The 15,666-nt window shown below is 63.5% G+C and carries 15 protein-coding genes and 1 pseudogene; 5 read left to right on the forward strand and 11 right to left on the reverse strand.

The features are described from left to right. The first annotated feature begins 82 nt into the window (after positions 1-82). From ATY02_RS03195 to ATY02_RS03215, 5 genes are all read left to right on the forward strand, one after another. The gene (locus tag ATY02_RS03195) at positions 83-1,942 is read left to right on the forward strand and encodes a glucan biosynthesis protein G (RefSeq protein ID WP_068589591.1); all 1,860 of its coding nucleotides are present in this window, start codon (positions 83-85) and stop codon (positions 1,940-1,942) included. Then, entirely contained in the window at positions 1,935-4,505 is a 2,571-nt protein-coding gene (gene mdoH / locus ATY02_RS03200) for a glucans biosynthesis glucosyltransferase MdoH (protein ID WP_068589343.1), read from the forward strand. Before ATY02_RS03195 ends, mdoH begins: the two co-directional genes overlap by 8 nt. A gap of 216 nt (positions 4,506-4,721) precedes the next feature. Further along, positions 4,722-5,519 carry a transporter substrate-binding domain-containing protein gene (locus ATY02_RS03205; RefSeq protein ID WP_068589340.1) on the forward strand — a complete coding sequence of 266 codons (798 nt, stop codon included), beginning with the start codon at positions 4,722-4,724 and terminating at the stop codon, positions 5,517-5,519. A 137-nt stretch (positions 5,520-5,656) separates the two neighbouring features. After that, a complete protein-coding gene (locus ATY02_RS03210) occupies positions 5,657-6,616 on the forward strand; it encodes an amino acid ABC transporter permease (RefSeq protein WP_068589588.1) in 960 nt (319 codons plus the stop codon). Beyond that, the gene (locus ATY02_RS03215) at positions 6,609-7,343 is read left to right on the forward strand and encodes an amino acid ABC transporter ATP-binding protein (protein WP_068589338.1); all 735 of its coding nucleotides are present in this window, start codon (positions 6,609-6,611) and stop codon (positions 7,341-7,343) included. Before ATY02_RS03210 ends, ATY02_RS03215 begins: the two co-directional genes overlap by 8 nt. A gap of 167 nt (positions 7,344-7,510) precedes the next feature. Here ATY02_RS03215 and ATY02_RS36480 read toward each other — a convergent pair whose 3' ends face one another. The 11 genes and pseudogenes from ATY02_RS36480 to ubiE all read right to left on the reverse strand — a co-directional run bounded on the left by ATY02_RS36480 (position 7,511) and on the right by ubiE (position 15,609). Then, on the reverse strand, positions 7,511-8,383 hold the full coding sequence (locus ATY02_RS36480; protein WP_416220669.1) for a methyl-accepting chemotaxis protein: 873 nt from the start codon (positions 8,381-8,383) through the stop codon (positions 7,511-7,513). 30 nt (positions 8,384-8,413) lie between these two features. After that, positions 8,414-9,427: pseudogene (locus tag ATY02_RS36485) on the reverse strand (methyl-accepting chemotaxis protein); the annotation flags it as partial. A gap of 136 nt (positions 9,428-9,563) precedes the next feature. Next, the gene (locus ATY02_RS03225; RefSeq protein ID WP_068589334.1) at positions 9,564-10,271 is read right to left on the reverse strand and encodes a 16S rRNA (uracil(1498)-N(3))-methyltransferase; all 708 of its coding nucleotides are present in this window, start codon (positions 10,269-10,271) and stop codon (positions 9,564-9,566) included. Next, a complete protein-coding gene (gene tatC, locus ATY02_RS03230; protein ID WP_068589331.1) occupies positions 10,268-11,062 on the reverse strand; it encodes a twin-arginine translocase subunit TatC in 795 nt (264 codons plus the stop codon). Before tatC ends, ATY02_RS03225 begins: the two co-directional genes overlap by 4 nt. Further along, positions 11,059-11,490: a Sec-independent protein translocase protein TatB gene (gene tatB / locus ATY02_RS03235; RefSeq protein ID WP_068589328.1), complete on the reverse strand. Its 432-nt coding sequence runs from the start codon at positions 11,488-11,490 to the stop codon at positions 11,059-11,061. The genes tatC and tatB overlap by 4 nt, the downstream gene beginning before the upstream one ends. 10 nt (positions 11,491-11,500) lie before the next feature. Beyond that, positions 11,501-11,782: a twin-arginine translocase TatA/TatE family subunit gene (locus tag ATY02_RS03240; protein WP_068589324.1), complete on the reverse strand. Its 282-nt coding sequence runs from the start codon at positions 11,780-11,782 to the stop codon at positions 11,501-11,503. A gap of 25 nt (positions 11,783-11,807) precedes the next feature. Continuing rightward, positions 11,808-12,140 carry a phosphoribosyl-ATP diphosphatase gene (locus ATY02_RS03245; protein ID WP_068589321.1) on the reverse strand — a complete coding sequence of 111 codons (333 nt, stop codon included), beginning with the start codon at positions 12,138-12,140 and terminating at the stop codon, positions 11,808-11,810. Position 12,141: 1 nt separating this feature from the next. Next, positions 12,142-12,534, reverse strand: a complete 393-nt coding sequence (gene hisI, locus ATY02_RS03250) for a phosphoribosyl-AMP cyclohydrolase (protein WP_068589318.1) — start codon at positions 12,532-12,534, stop codon at positions 12,142-12,144. Between the two features lie 80 nt (positions 12,535-12,614). Next, complete coding sequence (gene ubiB, locus ATY02_RS03255) at positions 12,615-14,219, reverse strand: ubiquinone biosynthesis regulatory protein kinase UbiB (protein ID WP_068589315.1); 1,605 nt, start codon at positions 14,217-14,219, stop codon at positions 12,615-12,617. Then, entirely contained in the window at positions 14,216-14,839 is a 624-nt protein-coding gene (locus ATY02_RS03260) for a ubiquinone biosynthesis accessory factor UbiJ (protein WP_068589313.1), read from the reverse strand. Before ATY02_RS03260 ends, ubiB begins: the two co-directional genes overlap by 4 nt. Continuing rightward, positions 14,839-15,609, reverse strand: a complete 771-nt coding sequence (ubiE, locus tag ATY02_RS03265; protein ID WP_068589310.1) for a bifunctional demethylmenaquinone methyltransferase/2-methoxy-6-polyprenyl-1,4-benzoquinol methylase UbiE — start codon at positions 15,607-15,609, stop codon at positions 14,839-14,841. Before ubiE ends, ATY02_RS03260 begins: the two co-directional genes overlap by 1 nt. Positions 15,610-15,666 lie beyond the last annotated feature (57 nt).

Below are 15,666 nucleotides of genomic sequence, written 5' to 3' on the forward strand. Positions count from 1 at the left end.
CGGAGTCGGAACAATGCTCGCCAACCTGGCATGTAGATAGCTGGCCGTTGGTTTTTTGATCTGTTTTCGGCGAGGGTTGCTCGTGATTGTTAGTCCCTGTAATGCACCAAACTTGTTTGCCAAACGGTTACGAAACGCACTAGTGGCGGGCTCTGCGCTGTTCTGCCTGTTCGGTGCCGGCCAAATCATGGCATTCAATCTGGATGATGTGTCGTCCAAGGCCAAGGACCTGGCTGGGCAGAAGTACGAGGCTCCGCGCAGTAACCTGCCAACCGAATTTCGCGACATGAAGTTCGCGGATTATCAGAAAATCCGCTTCCTCACCGAAAAAGCCGAGTGGGCCGACCAGAAAACCCCATTCAAGCTGTCGTTCTATCACCAGGGCATGCACTTCGACACGCCGGTGAAGATCAACGAGATCAGCGCCAATAACGTTTCCGAGATCAAGTACGATCCGAACCGTTTCGACTTCGGTGACGTCAAGTTCGATCCCAAGGCCACCGAGAAGCTGGGTTATGCCGGTTTCCGCGTGCTGTACCCGATCAACAAGGCCGACAAGCAAGACGAGATCATGACCATGCTCGGCGCGAGTTACTTCCGCGTCGTCGGCAAGGGCCATGTCTATGGCTTGTCCGCCCGTGGCCTGGCAATCGATACCGCGTTGCCGTCTGGCGAAGAATTCCCGCGCTTCAGCGAGTTCTGGATCCAGCAACCCAAGCCTACCGACAAGCACCTGGTGATCTACGCCCTGTTGGATTCGCCTCGGGCCACGGGTGCCTACCGCCTGACCCTGCGTCCGGGCGCCGACACCATCGTCGACGTCAAGGCACGGGTGTTCCTGCGTGACAAGGTCGGCAAGCTGGGCCTGGCCCCGCTGACCAGCATGTACCTGTTCGGCGCCAACCAGCCGTCCAAGGTCCTCAACTATCGTCGTGAACTGCACGACTCCAGCGGCCTGTCGATCCATGCCGGCAATGGCGAGTGGATCTGGCGTCCGCTGAACAACCCGAAACACCTGGCCGTGAGCAACTTCTCGGTCGAGAACCCGCGCGGTTTCGGCCTGCTCCAGCGTGGCCGTGACTTCAGCCATTACGAAGACCTCGATGACCGCTACGACAAGCGTCCAAGTGCCTGGATCGAGCCTAAGGGCGACTGGGGCAAGGGCACCGTCGACCTGGTGGAGATCCCGACCGCGGACGAGACCAACGACAACATCGTGGCCTTCTGGAACCCGGAAAAGCAGCCTGAGCCTGGCCAACCGCTGGACTTCGCCTACCGCCTGCACTGGACCATGGACGAAGCGGCCCTGCATTCTCCTGACAGCGCCTGGGTCCAGCAGACCCTGCGTTCCACTGGCGACGTCAAGCAGTCCAACCTGATTCGCCAACCCGATGGCAGCGTTGCCTACCTGGTGGACTTCGAAGGCCCGTCCCTGGCGGCATTGCCGGAGAACGCCGATGTTCGCAGCCAAGTCAGCGTGGGCGACAATGCCGAGCTGGTGGAGAACAGCGTTCGCTTCAACCCGGAAACCAAAGGCTGGCGCCTGACCCTGCGGTTGAAGATCAAGGACCCAAGCAAGGCTACCGAGCTGCGTGCTGCGCTGGTGCGTGACATCCCGCAAGCCGAGCCGGCCAAGGCCTCGACGCCGAACTCCAACTCCTCCGTGGCCAAGGCTGACAAGCTTGCAGCCAAACAGCAGGAGAAAAAGGAGAAGGAGGCGGCAGCTGCGGCAGCTGCGGCAGCTGCGGCGGCCAAGCAGGCTGAAGCCAAGCCAGCCAAGGACTCCAAGGATGCCAAGCACGCCAAGGACAAGGACGCCAAGGATCATAAAGACGCCAAGCAGCCTGCAGCTGCCGAGGCGGCCCCAGCCACACCGGAACCGGCCAAGACCGAGCAAGTCCTGACCGAGACCTGGAGCTACCAGTTGCCTGCCGATGAGTAACTCTCAACTACAGCCAGAGTCTCTCGCCGAGTACCTGGCTCATTTGCCCATGTCGGACCAGCAGCGCGCGGAACTCGCGGGCTGCAAGTCCTTCAGCGAACTGCACCAACGCCTGTCGTCCAAGGCCTTCGATGAACCCGCCGATGCCGCCCAGGCTTCGGTGGGCGAGCGCCTGGCCCTGAGCACCGCGGATGAACTCAGCGATGCCCAGATGCTGGGTGTCGATGCCCAGGGGCGGATCTGCCTCAAGGCAGCACCGCCCATCCGGCGTACCCGGGTCGTGCCTGAGCCATGGCGTACCAACATCCTGGTACGTGGCTGGCGGCGCATGACCGGGCGCACCAACCCGCCTGCACCGAAGAAGGACGAGCGCGTGCTGCCGGCTGCCCGCTGGCGCACCGTGGGTTCGATCCGGCGCTATATCCTGTTGTTGCTGATGCTTGGCCAGACCATCGTCGCCGGCTGGTACATGAAAGGCATCATGCCGTACCAGGGCTGGTCCTTCGTGGACCTGGAAGAAGTGGTGCACCAGCCATTGCTGCAGACCGCGCAGCAGGTCCTGCCCTACGCCTTGCAGACCAGCATCCTGATCCTGTTCGGCATCCTGTTCTGCTGGGTTTCGGCAGGCTTCTGGACTGCACTGATGGGCTTCCTGGAGTTGCTGACGGGCCACGACAAGTACCGTATTTCCGGGGCCAGTGCCGGCAACGAGCCTATTCCCGAGAATGCACGCACTGCGCTGGTGATGCCGATCTGCAACGAAGACGTGCCCCGGGTATTCGCCGGCCTGCGCGCGACCTTCGAGTCGGTAGCAGCCACTGGCGACCTGGATCGCTTCGACTTCTTCGTCCTCAGCGACAGTAACGACAGTGACATCTGCGTGGCCGAGCAGCAGGCCTGGCTGGACGTGTGCCGCGAGGCCAAGGGTTTCGGCAAGATCTTCTATCGTCGTCGCCGCCGTCGCGTAAAGCGCAAGAGCGGCAACCTCGACGACTTCTGCCGCCGCTGGGGCGGTGACTACAAGTACATGGTGGTGCTCGACGCCGACAGCGTGATGAGCGGCGAATGCCTGACCAGCCTGGTGCGCTTGATGGAAGCCACGCCGGATGCGGGGATCATCCAGACCGCGCCGAAGGCCTCGGGCATGGACACCCTGTATGCGCGCATGCAGCAGTTCGCTACCCGCGTCTATGGCCCGCTGTTCACCGCCGGCCTGCACTTCTGGCAGCTGGGTGAATCCCACTACTGGGGCCATAACGCGATCATCCGCATGAAGCCGTTCATCGAGCACTGCGCCCTGGCGCCGTTGCCGGGCAAGGGTGCGTTCGCCGGTGCGATCCTCTCCCACGACTTCGTCGAAGCGGCGCTGATGCGTCGTGCCGGCTGGGGCGTGTGGATCGCCTACGACTTGCCGGGCAGCTATGAAGAACTGCCGCCGAACCTGCTGGACGAGCTCAAGCGCGACCGCCGCTGGTGCCACGGCAACCTGATGAACTTCCGCCTGTTCCTGGTCAAGGGCATGCACCCGGTGCACCGTGCGGTGTTCCTCACCGGGGTGATGTCGTACCTGTCGGCGCCGTTGTGGTTCTTCTTCCTGGTGCTGTCCACGGCCCTGCTGGCGGTCAACACGCTGATGGAGCCGCAGTATTTCCTGGAGCCTCGGCAGCTGTATCCGCTGTGGCCGCAGTGGCATCCGGACAAGGCCATCGCGCTGTTCTCCACCACCATCGTGCTGCTGTTCCTGCCCAAGCTGCTCAGCATCATCCTGATCTGGGCCAAGGGTGCGAAAGAGTTTGGCGGCAAGTTCAAGGTCACCCTGTCGATGCTGCTGGAGATGCTGTTCTCCATGCTGCTGGCGCCGGTGCGGATGATCTTCCACACCCGCTTCGTGCTGGCCGCGTTCCTCGGCTGGGCAGCGACCTGGAATTCGCCACAACGTGACGACGACTCCACGCCCTGGAGCGAGGCGGTCCGTCGCCACGGTCCGCAGACCCTGCTGGGCTTTTGCTGGGCGCTGCTGGTGATCTGGCTGAATCCCAGCTTCCTCTGGTGGCTGGTGCCGATCGTCGGCTCGTTGATGCTGTCGATCCCGGTATCGGTGATCTCCAGCCGCGTCGGCCTGGGCCTGAAGTCCCGTGACGAGAACCTGTTCCTGATCCCCGAGGAATATGCACCGCCCCAGGCGCTGCTGGCCACGGACCAGTACACCCACGAGAACCGCTGGCATGCGCTCAACGACGGTTTCGTCCGGGCCGTGGTGGATCCGCAGCAGAACGCCCTGGCCTGTGCCCTGGCTACCTCCCGCCACACCCAGGCCGAGCCGATCGAATGGTTGCGCCAGGAGCGGGTGCGTCATGCCCTCAAGGCCGGCCCGGCTGCGTTGAACAACAGCGAGCGTCTGGCGTTGTTGAGCGATCCGGTGGCCCTGGGACGCCTGCACCAACTGGTCTGGAGCGAGGGTCACGCCGAGTGGCTCGGCGCCTGGCGCCAGTCGGTGACCGCCGACCCCCATGCCCCGTTGTTGCCGTTGCAGCCGTTAGTCGCGGCGCCGCAACCGGCTTGAAGCCAACGCCCTTGAGCCTGTGCTCAAGGGCGTTTTGCTTTCTACCTTCCCGCCAGTCTCGTCCTACAACAAAAACCTTGTGCAAATGCCCGAGTGCGTTAGCATCGCACCCGCAAATTTCTGTGCGTGATCACCACGACCTGGTATCCGAAGGTTCGCCAACAATGGACTGCAACGCGCAGGCACCACAATAAAATGGCTTTCAGGGGACTTGAGATGAAGAAGTATTTTTCGCTGCTGCTGGCGGGGGCCGCAGCCATGTTGGCGGTCAGCACGGCCCAGGCCGGCGCTATCGACGACGCGGTCAAGCGCGGCACGCTGAAGGTGGGCATGGACCCGACCTACATGCCGTTCGAAATGACCAACAAGCGCGGCGAGATCATCGGTTTCGAAGTCGACCTGCTCAAGGCCATGGCCAAGTCCATGGGGGTCAAGCTGGAGATGGTCTCCACCGGCTACGACGGCATCATCCCGGCCCTGCTGACCGACAAGTTCGACATGATCGGCAGCGGCATGACCCTGACCCAGGAGCGCAACCTGCGCCTGAACTTCAGCGAACCCTTCATCGTGGTCGGCCAGACCCTGCTGATCCGCAAGGACCTGGAAGGCACCATCAAGTCCTACAAGGACCTGAACAGCGCCGACTACCGCATTACCTCCAAGCTGGGCACCACCGGTGAGATGGTGGCCAAGAAGCTGATCGCCAAGGCCAAGTACCACGGCTATGACAACGAGCAGGAAGCGGTGCTGGACGTGGTCAATGGCAAGGCCGACGCCTTCATCTACGATGCCCCGTACAACGTGGTGGCGGTGAGCAAGGTGGGCAATGGCAAGCTGGTATTCCTCGACAAGCCGTTCACCTACGAGCCGCTGGCCTTCGGCCTGAAGAAGGGCGACTACGACAGCATCAACTTCATCAACAACTTCCTGCACCAGATTCACGAAGACGGCACTTACGATCGGATCCACGACAAGTGGTTCAAGAGCACCGAGTGGCTCAAGGACATGGAATAACACTCGCTCACCCAGACCGGGCTGCCCCGCTTGCGGGCAAGCCTCGTTTCTACAGGTTTGCGCAATCCATGTAGGAGCGAGGCTTGCCGGCGAAGGCGCTGTCCCTGGCGACCCAGCATTCGGAATCCGCAAACCCAATGAAACAGAACAAAGCCCAATGGCCCTGGCACGTATTGACCGTGCTGGTGCTGGTCGGCCTGGCTGGCGCCCTGTACTACGCCACCTCGCTGATGTCCTATGAATGGCGCTGGAACCGCGTCCCGCAGTACTTCGCCTACCAGGCCGAGGAATCCCAGCGCGCGGCCGAGATTTCCACCGTCGCCGAGGTGGTGCGCAAGGGCGGCAAGGCTGAAGTCACCCTCAAGGGCGACTCCGGCAGCGAGCAGCACCTGAGCGTCGACGAGGGCAGCCTGCAGGTGGCCAGTGGCGACGATGTGGCCGAGGGCGACGTGATAGGCGTAACCCGGCACTGGGCGGCAGGGCCATTGTTGTGGGGCTTGTGGACCACCCTGTGGCTGTCGGTGGTGTCCGGCGTACTGGGCCTGGTCATTGGCCTGGCTACCGGCCTGTGCCGGCTGTCCAGCAACCCGACCCTGCGCGACCTGTCGGCCATCTATGTCGAACTGGTGCGCGGCACGCCGCTGCTGGTGCAGATCTTCATTTTCTACTTCTTCATCGGCACGGTGCTCAACCTGTCCCGGGAGTTCGCCGGGATCGCCGCGCTGTCGCTGTTCACCGGAGCCTACGTGGCGGAAATCGTCCGTGCCGGGGTGCAGTCCATTGCCCGTGGGCAGAACGAAGCGGCTCGCTCCCTGGGCCTGAGCGCCGGCCAGTCGATGCGCCATGTGGTGCTGCCCCAGGCCTTCAAGCGGGTACTGCCACCGCTGGCCGGGCAGTTCATCAGCCTGGTCAAGGACACCTCGCTGGTGTCGGTCATCGCCATCACCGAACTGCTCAAGAGCGGTCGGGAAGTCATCACCACCTCGTTTTCGCCATTCGAGATCCTGTTCTGCGTGGCGGCCCTGTACCTGTTGATCAACCTGCCGCTGTCGAAGATGGCCAGCCGGCTTGAGCGGAGGCTCGCGCAAAGTGATTGAAGTCCGCGATCTGGTAAAAGTCTTCGACACCCGTGGCCAAGTGGTGCGCGCGGTGGACAACGTCACCACCCAGGTGGCCAAGGGTGAAGTGCTGGTGGTGATCGGTCCGTCCGGCTCCGGTAAATCGACATTCCTGCGTTGCCTCAACGGCCTGGAGACCTTCGACTCCGGTTCGGTGAGCATCGACGGCCTGCAACTGGCCGACCCCAGGACCGATGTAAACGCCTACCGTCGCGAGGTGGGCATGGTGTTCCAGCATTTCAACCTGTTCCCGCACATGACCGTGCTGGACAACCTCTGCCTGGCACAGAAGATCGTCCGCAAGCGCGGCAAGCAGGAGCGCGAGGCCAAGGCCCTGGCCTTGCTGGAGAAGGTTGGCATCGCCCACAAGGCCCACGAGTTTCCATCGCGGCTTTCCGGTGGCCAGCAACAGCGGGTGGCAATTGCCCGGGCCCTGGCCATGGAACCCAAGGTGATGCTGTTCGACGAGCCGACCTCGGCCCTGGACCCGGAAATGGTCGGCGAGGTACTGGACGTGATGAAGACCCTGGCGCTGGAAGGCATGACCATGGTCTGCGTGACCCATGAAATGGGCTTTGCCCGGGAAGTGGCGAATCGGGTGCTGTTCTTCGATCACGGCAAGTTGCTCGAAGATGCCGCGCCCGAAGTGTTCTTCAGTGCCCCCCAAGATCCCCGGGCCCAGGCCTTCCTGCGCCAGGTCCTGTAACCCGGCCTTGTAACCGCTGGAAGGCCCTGGGGCCTCCTGTGTTGCCCGTACGCAGCGCCTTGTAGCCGCTGCCGAGCTTGCGAGGCTACGACAAGGCCCGCAGGGCCTTCCAACGGTCGATCCGCCCCCGCAGGCTCTTTACCAGCCTGCGGCAGCGGCCACAGGGGTCAGACCTTGAACCGTCCCACCAGGCCTTGCAGGTGAATCCCCAGGCGCGCCAGTTCGGCGCTCGAGGCAGCGGTTTCCTCGCTGGCCGACGAGGTCTGCTCGGACACATCGCGCACGTTCAGCACACTACGATTGATCTCTTCGGCCACCGCGCTCTGTTGCTCAGCCGCGGCAGCGATCTGCTGGTTCATCGCCTGGATCGCCGAGACAGTACGGGTGATGTTGTCCAGCGATCCGCCCGCCCGGCGTGTCAGCTCGACGCTGCTGTCGGTGAGGCTGCGGCTGGTGTCCAGGGTGCTGGCCACCTGCTGGGTGCCGCTTTGCAGGCCCACGATCAGCTCGGCAATCTCCTCGGTCGATTGCTGGGTGCGCTGGGCCAGGCTGCGGACTTCGTCGGCCACCACCGCGAAACCACGCCCGGCCTCGCCGGCCCGGGCCGCCTCGATGGCAGCGTTGAGGGCCAGCAGGTTGGTCTGCTGGGCCACTGACTTGATCACGTCCAGCACACTGCCGATCTTGTCGCTCTCCTGCTTGAGATGGCTCATGGCCTCGGTGGAGTGGTCCACCTCGCTGGCCAGGCGTTCGATCTGGGCAATGGCTTCGCTGACCACTCGATCGCCTTCGCGGGCCTGCTGGTCGGCGGCCACGGCTGCTTCGGAGGCTTCTTCGGCGTTACGTGCCACCTCCTGTACCGTGGCGGCCATTTCGTTCATGGCGGTGGCCACCTGGTCGGTCTCGACCTTCTGGCTGTTGACCCCGGCGCTGGTCTGCTCGGTGACGGCGGAGAGCTGTTCGGCGGCGCTGGCGATCTGGGTCACGCCGTCGCTGATGCCGCCGATCAGTTCCCGCAGGCCTTGGGTCATGCGCTGCATGGCCTTTTGCAATTGGCCCAATTCGTCGCGTCGGTCCACCGCCAGGTTCTGGCTCAGGTCTCCGGATGCCACGCGCTCGGCGGCCTTCAGAGTCTGCTGCAGTGGCAGGACGATCTGCCGGGTGATGGCCCAGGCCGCGATCAGGCCGAAAACCAGGGCCAGTACAGTGGCAATCAGCAGCATGCTCCTGGCCTGGTTGGCGTCGGCATCGCGCTTGTGGGTCTGTTCGATGGTCAGTTGCTTGCTCAGGTCCATCAGGCGGTCGCCCTGGGCCGCCATGCGCTTGAGGGCGTCGGCACTGGCTTGTTCGGCGTCGCTGAAGGCACTGACGGCCACGCGGTAGGCCTTGAGCGAGTCGCTGGCCTGTTGCAGGTTGGCGATGTGCTGCTCGGGCAGCCGGGATGGCAGGCTGGCCAGGTTGCCCAGGGCATTGTCGATGGCATCCAGGGCGGGTTGCCTGGCATCGGCCTTGCTGCTGTAGGTGTAGCCGCGCACCTGGAAGCGCGCTTGCTGGATCAGCTTGGACAGATCGATGACGCTGTTGAACTGCGCCACGCTGTCGCCCTGCAGCAGGGATTTCTCGACCTCGCTCACTCGAGCCACGGCGTTGTCAGCCGTGGCGCCGAGCTGGGAGCGCGCGGTCTCGCGGCTGGCGGTGGCGCGGGTCATGTCGGTAAAGGCTTTCTGGTACCCGGCCACGGCGTCCAGTTGCTGGTCCACCAGGGCGATGCTTTCAGGTTGCTGCAGTTGTCCACGGGCGGCACGCAGCCCTTCGTCGAGCTGCTTGAGCATGTCGCTGACCGCAGCCGGGCCTTGCTCGCCATGGTTCATCTCGTAGGTGAGACGGGCGATGCGCAGATCCTTGGTCATGGCGTTGAGCGAAGAGATGTTGCCCAGCTTGTCGCCGCGTTCGATCACCTGGCCCAGGCCGCTCCAGCCAGTGGCGGTGATCAGCAGGGTCAGGAGCAGTACCAGGCCGAAGCCGATGCCAAGCTTGCGGCTGACACTCACGTTCCCCAGGTTTCTGGCTAGCCAACGGTACATGCTGTGAACTCCCTTTTTAGCAATTTGGGCTTAACCATAGGCTATCGGCGAAAGCAGGGCTTTCTGTAACTGACTGGCGGGTTGCCACTACGACTGAAAAGTCAGGCTGGCCGCAGCCTGCGAGGTGTTGCGGACTCTAGAACAGGCGCGCTAGCAGGGCGGTGACGGCGGTCTCGACCCGCAGGATGCGCTCACCCAGTTGCACCGGTTGCAGGCCGGTCTTGCCCAGCAGGTCGATCTCGTAGGGAATCCAGCCGCCTTCCGGGCCGATGGCCAGGGTCACCGGCTGGTCCAGGTTACGCGGGCAGGCTGGATACGGGCCGGGATGGCCGACCAGGCCCAGGGTGCCTTCGCTCAGGGCCGGCAGGCGGTCCTCGACGAAGGGCTTGAAGCGTTTCTCGATGACCACCTCGGGCAGGATGCTGTCGCGAGCCTGTTCCAGGCCGAGCACCAACTGCTGGCGAATGGCTTCGGGTTCGAGAAAAGGCGTTTGCCAGAAGCTTTTTTCCACCCGGTAGCTGTTGACCAGCACCAGCCGGGGCACGCCCATGGCCGCCACGGTCTGCAGCACTCGGCGCAGCATCTTCGGCCGGGGCAGGGCCAGGACCAGGGTCAGCGGCAGCTTGGCCGGTGGCGCTTGCTCCAGGGTCACTTGCAGCTCGGCCTCGGCAGGCTCCAGGCGCAGCACTTGGGCGCTGCCCATCAAGCCACCGATACGGCCCACCCGCAGGCTGTCGCCTACCGCCACGCGATGCACTTCCTGCATATGTACCAGGCGCCGGTCGCGCAGCACCACACGGTCGGCCGCGATGAAGTCGGCCTCCTCGAGCAACAGCAGGTTCACGCTTGGGTCGCTGGCGGCTGGTCGTTGTGGTCGTCGGCCGGGGTATCGTCCGACTGTGCGTCGCGTTTGCTGATCAGCCCGCCAAACAGCACGCCGATCTCGAACAGCAACCACATGGGCACGGCCAGCAAGGTCTGGGAGAAGATGTCGGGCGGGGTGAGGATCATGCCCACCACGAAGCAACCGATGATCACGTAGGGGCGGATCTTCTTCAGGTACTCCACGTTGACCACGCCGATCCACACCAGCAGTACCACTGCCACCGGGATCTCGAAGGCCACGCCGAAGGCGAAGAACAGGGTCATGACGAAATCGAGGTAGCTGGTGATGTCGGTCATCATTTCCACACCGGCCGGAGTGGCGGCGGCGAAGAACTTGAAGATCAGCGGGAACACCAGAAAATAGGCGAACGCCATGCCCACGTAGAACAGCAGGATGCTCGACACCAGCAGCGGCACGGCGATGCGTTTCTCATGCTTGTACAGGCCAGGGGCGATGAATCCCCAGATCTGGTGCAGGATCACCGGGATCGCCAGGAACAGCGAGACCATCATGGTCAGCTTCAACGGCGTGAGGAACGGCGAGGCAACGTCGGTGGCGATCATCGTCGCGCCTGCTGGCAGGTACTGGCGCAGTGGCGTGGAGACGATGGTGTAGATCTGCTGGGTGAAGGCGAACAACCCGGCGAAGATGATGAAGATCGCCGCTACGCAGCGCAGCAGGCGGGTCCGCAGCTCGGTGAGGTGCGACACCAGCGGCATGTGTTGGTCGTTCTCTGGAATATCGCTCATGGTGCTCGCGGCGGCAAAGTGGGGTCGTGGGGAGCCGCAGTGGCAGGTGCCGCCACTGGGGCAGCAGGCTCTGCGGTCGACGTCGCAGGTGCTTCGGCCGGCGCAGCGGCTTCACCTGCAGGGGTGGCAGGCGTCGCTGCGACCTGTTCGGCTGCCGGCTCCACGGGCGCTGGCTGTTGCTGGTTCGGGGCGAGGATTTTCCGCGCCTCCTGTTCCAGCGACAGGATGTGCTCGTTGTGCAGCTGCCGACGGATTTCGTCGGCGCCGATCTCACGTTCAACTTCCTGTTTTATCGCGTTGAAGCTGCGCTTGAGGCGACCGACCCAGAGGCCGGCGGTGCGCGCAGCGCCGGGCAGGCGCTCGGGGCCGAGCACCAGCAGGGCCACCAGGCCCACCAGCAGCAGTTCAGAGAAGCTGATACCAAACATTAGTCAGTGCTCACGAGTCTTTGCGGGTCGGCTCTTCGACTTTCTGCGCCTGCACATCGATGGTGTGCGGCTGGTTCAGCGGTGCGCCCTGCTGTGGCTGGGCTGGCTGGGCAGCTTGCGGAGCCGGTGGTACCACAGGTTCGGCCGGTTTTTCGTCGTCGTTCATAGCCTTGCGAAAGCCCTTGATCGATTCGCCGACGTCGGTGCCCAGGTTCTTGAGCTTCTTGGTGCCGAATACCAGTACCACGACCACCAGGATGACGATCCAGTGTTTCCAGTCAAAAATGCCCATGCTGCGTTTCCTCTTAGAAAATTGTTCAGGCGGACGGACGCGAGGCTTTCTCGACGTGCCCGGACAGGCCAAAGCGGCGGTCCAGTTCATCCAGTACGGCCTGGGGATGCTGCCCAAGTTGGGCCAGCATGACCAGGGTGTGGAACCACAGGTCAGCCGTTTCGTAGATCACATCGCTGCAGTCGCCGCTGGTGGCGGCGTCCTTGGCGGCGATGATGGTTTCCACCGATTCTTCGCCGACCTTTTCCAGGATCTTGTTCAGGCCCTTGTGGTACAGGCTGGCCACGTAGGAACTGTCGGCGGCGGCGTTCTTGCGCTCCTCCAGTACCTGGGCCAGACGGGTCAGGGTATCGCTCATGTCAGTGTCCTGCAGAATAAATCGCGTGCGGGTCCTTGAGGACCGGTTCGACGGTTTTCCACTCGCCATCTTCGTAGACGCGGTAGAAACAGCTGTGACGGCCGGTATGGCAGGCAATGTCGCCGATCTGCTCGACCATCAGGATGATCACATCGGCGTCGCAGTCCAGGCGCATTTCATGCAGCTTCTGCACATGCCCGGACTCCTCGCCCTTGCGCCATAGCTTGCCACGCGAACGTGACCAGTAGATGGCACGCTGCTCAGCGGCGGTCAGGCCCAGGGCTTCACGGTTCATCCAGGCCATCATCAGCACGCGCCCGGTCTTGTGATCCTGGGCGATGGCCGGCACCAGGCCGTGCTCGTCCCATTTGATCTGGTCCAGCCAATCTTTCATTTTCGACTCCGACAACCGGGCTCGACCTGCTGGTGATGCCTCGGCGATTTCGACAGTTTGCCAGCAGGTCGCGCCACTGGCTATCGGCGAACGATCAGATACAAGCCCACCGCAATCATGATGCCAGCCGGCCAGTGTCCCAACTCATGCAGTGGTCCGCCGGCGGCCAGGATCGCGCCGCCGCCCAGGTGGGCGGTACCGAGCAGGCGCAGGAACCAGTCGTCCTTGCGCCGCTTCCAGGGGGCTGGAGGATCGGCGGCATGGGGCTGTGACATGCGCTCGAGCAGGTCGCGGGTCATGTTGGCCAGGTGCGGCAACTGCTCGATCTGGCTGTGGATGTTGCCTAGTACGGCCTTGGGGCTCACACGTTCGCGCATCCAGCGCTCGAGGAAGGGCTGGGCGGTGTTCCACAGGTCCAGTTCCGGGTACAGCTGGCGGCCCAGGCCTTCGATGTTGAGCAGGGTCTTCTGCAGCAGCACCAGCTGTGGCTGGACTTCCATGTTGAAGCGCCGGGCCGTCTGGAACAGGCGCATCAGCACCTGGCCGAAGGAAATATCCTTCAACGGTTTTTCGAAGATCGGTTCGCAAACCGTACGGATCGCCGCTTCGAACTCGTTGAGCTTGGTTTCCGCCGGGACCCAGCCCGAATCGATGTGCAGCTGGGCCACGCGGCGGTAGTCGCGCTTGAAGAAGGCGAACAGGTTGCGTGCCAGGTAGTCCTGGTCTTCCGGGGTGAGGCTGCCGACGATGCCGCAGTCGATGGCGATGTACTGCGGGCTCCAGGGCTGTACGGTGCTGACGAAGATGTTGCCCGGGTGCATGTCGGCGTGGAAGAAACTGTCGCGGAACACCTGGGTGAAGAAAATCTCCACGCCACGCTCGGCAAGCATCTTCATGTCGGTGCGCTGGTCGGCCAGGGTCGCGAGGTCGGTGACCTGAATCCCGTAGATGCGCTCCATCACCAGCACTTTCGGCCGGCACCAGTCCCAGTAGACCTGGGGGACGTAGAGCAGTGGCGAGCCTTCGAAGTTGCGCTTGAGCTGGCTGGCATTGGCCGCCTCGCGCAGCAGGTCGAGCTCGTCGTAGATGGTCTTCTCGTAGTCGCTGACCACATCCTCCGGGTGCAGAAGGCGGGCGTCGGCGGAGACCTTCTCCGCGGCCCGGGCGAGTATGAACAGCCAGGCCAGGTCCTGGGCGATGACCGGCTTGAGGCCCGGACGGATCACCTTGACGACTACTTCTTCGCCGGTCTTGAGCTTGGCGGCATGTACCTGGGCGACCGAGGCCGAGGCCAGGGGCTCGATGTCGAAGCGGCTGAACACGTCGCTGATCTTCTTGCCCAGCTGTTCTTCGATCAGGGCCACGGACTTTTTCGAGTCGAACGGCGGCACCCGGTCCTGCAGCAGCATCAGCTCGTCGGCGATGTCTTCCGGCAGCAGGTCACGGCGGGTGGAGAGGATCTGCCCGAACTTGATGAAGATCGGCCCCAGGTCCTGCAACGCCAGGCGCAGGCGTGCGCCTCGGCTCAGCTCCAGTGGCTTGCGTGGGAACCAACGCCACGGCAGGGCGAAGCGCAGGGCCAGGAGGAACCAGGGCAGGGGCAGGGCAAACAGCAGGTCATCGAGGCGGTAGCGGATCACGACGCGCTGGATGCGCAACAGACGGCGGACGGCAAGCAGCTTCATGCGTTATCGCTTGGGTCAAGGGATCGGGAAAGGCGCTCGAAGCGCGCCTCTAGGCGTTCCAGGTCGAGTTTGGCCTGGTCCAGCTCGCGAAAGCGTGCCTCGGCTTCGCGCTGACCCACCAGGGTCCGCGACTCTTCGGCGAGGAATTCGGCGAGGTTCTGGTTGAGGCTGGCGAATCCCTGCTGGTACCAGCGTGCGCGACTGCGCACGTGGCCACTGAACAGCTGGGTCGCCACCGGGCCGAGCCAGCGGGAGAGTTCGTACTCCCAGTCCAGCTCGAGGTCCTGGAGAATGGCCGCCAGGTCCAGCAGCACGCCACTATCACCTTCCAGCTCGACCTGCGGGCTGTGCAGCACACCGGTCTTGTCCTTGCTCAGGGCCAGGCGCACCAGGCTCGAGGCCGGTGCACGCAGGGTGCAGTCAGGATCGGTGGCCCAGCGCGAGGCCAACATGAGGCCTTCATCGCTGGGCAGGATGAACAGCTGCAGCGCCGGGCCCTGGCAGTCCACGGCGATCACTTTGCCGGTCAGGTGCTGCAGGCGCGGCAAGGCCGTGCTGTCCAGGCGCAGCATCCGGTTGATGCCGGTCTCGACGCTGGCGAGCAGGCCGCTGAGCAGCATCAGGGCTTGATGCCGCGGTGCAGGGCGACGATGCCTGCGGTCATGTTGTGATAGGTCACGCGATCGAAACCGGCCTCGACCATCATCGACTTCAGGGTTTCCTGGTTCGGGTGCATGCGGATCGATTCGGCCAGGTAGCGGTAGCTTTCCGAGTCGTTGGTGATCAGCTTGCCGGCCAGCGGCATGAAGGCGAACGAATAGGCATCGTAGACCTTGGACATCAGTGCGTTGGTCGGCTTGGAGAATTCCAGGACCAGCAGCCGGCCACCGGGCTTGAGCACCCGCAGCATCGAGCGCAGGGCGTCTTCCTTGTGAGTCACGTTGCGCAGGCCGAAGGCGATGGTCACGCAGTCGAAGTGGTTGTCCGGGAAGGGCAGTTTTTCGGCATCGGCCTGGACGAACTCGACGTTGCCGGCCACGCCCAGGTCCAGCAGGCGGTCGCGACCGACCTTGAGCATGGACTCGTTGATGTCCGCCAGGACGACCTGGCCGGTAGGGCCTACCAGGTGGGAGAAACGCTTGGTCAGGTCGCCGGTGCCGCCGGCGATGTCCAGCACGCGGTTGCCGGGGCGAACGCCCGACAGCTCGATCGTGAAGCGCTTCCACAGCCGGTGCATGCCACCGGACAGCACGTCGTTCATCAGGTCGTACTTGGCCGCTACCGAGTGGAATACCTCGGCGACTTTTTCCGCTTTCTGGCTCTCGGGAACGTTCTTGAAGCCGAAGTGAGTGGTGGGTTCGGCATCGCTGCCTTTGCGCTGGTCAGTCATATCGCTGTCACCAAAAGAGAATGCGGGACATTCTAATGCCGGTGGCGGTCTTTGTCT

It is taken from the genome of Pseudomonas sp. BIOMIG1BAC (assembly GCF_001705995.2).
GTDB classification, from domain to species: domain Bacteria; phylum Pseudomonadota; class Gammaproteobacteria; order Pseudomonadales; family Pseudomonadaceae; genus Aquipseudomonas; species Aquipseudomonas sessilinigenes.

Bases quoted from the DNA above. Each gene is read 5' to 3' on its own strand.
- mdoH (WP_068589343.1), top strand. From the start codon at position 1,935: ATGAGTAACTCTCAACTACAGCCAGAGTCTCTCGCCGAGTACCTGGCT.
- ATY02_RS03205 (WP_068589340.1), top strand. From the start codon at position 4,722: ATGAAGAAGTATTTTTCGCTGCTGCTGGCGGGGGCCGCAGCCATGTTG.
- ATY02_RS03210 (WP_068589588.1), top strand. From the start codon at position 5,657: ATGAAACAGAACAAAGCCCAATGGCCCTGGCACGTATTGACCGTGCTG.
- ATY02_RS36480 (WP_416220669.1), bottom strand. From the start codon at position 8,383: ATGCAGCGCATGACCCAAGGCCTGCGGGAACTGATCGGCGGCATCAGC.
- tatC (WP_068589331.1), bottom strand. From the start codon at position 11,062: ATGAGCGATATTCCAGAGAACGACCAACACATGCCGCTGGTGTCGCAC.
- tatB (WP_068589328.1), bottom strand. From the start codon at position 11,490: ATGTTTGGTATCAGCTTCTCTGAACTGCTGCTGGTGGGCCTGGTGGCC.
- ATY02_RS03240 (WP_068589324.1), bottom strand. From the start codon at position 11,782: ATGGGCATTTTTGACTGGAAACACTGGATCGTCATCCTGGTGGTCGTG.
- ATY02_RS03245 (WP_068589321.1), bottom strand. From the start codon at position 12,140: ATGAGCGATACCCTGACCCGTCTGGCCCAGGTACTGGAGGAGCGCAAG.
- hisI (WP_068589318.1), bottom strand. From the start codon at position 12,534: ATGAAAGATTGGCTGGACCAGATCAAATGGGACGAGCACGGCCTGGTG.
- ubiB (WP_068589315.1), bottom strand. From the start codon at position 14,219: ATGAAGCTGCTTGCCGTCCGCCGTCTGTTGCGCATCCAGCGCGTCGTG.
- ATY02_RS03260 (WP_068589313.1), bottom strand. From the start codon at position 14,839: ATGCTGCTCAGCGGCCTGCTCGCCAGCGTCGAGACCGGCATCAACCGG.
- ubiE (WP_068589310.1), bottom strand. From the start codon at position 15,609: ATGACTGACCAGCGCAAAGGCAGCGATGCCGAACCCACCACTCACTTC.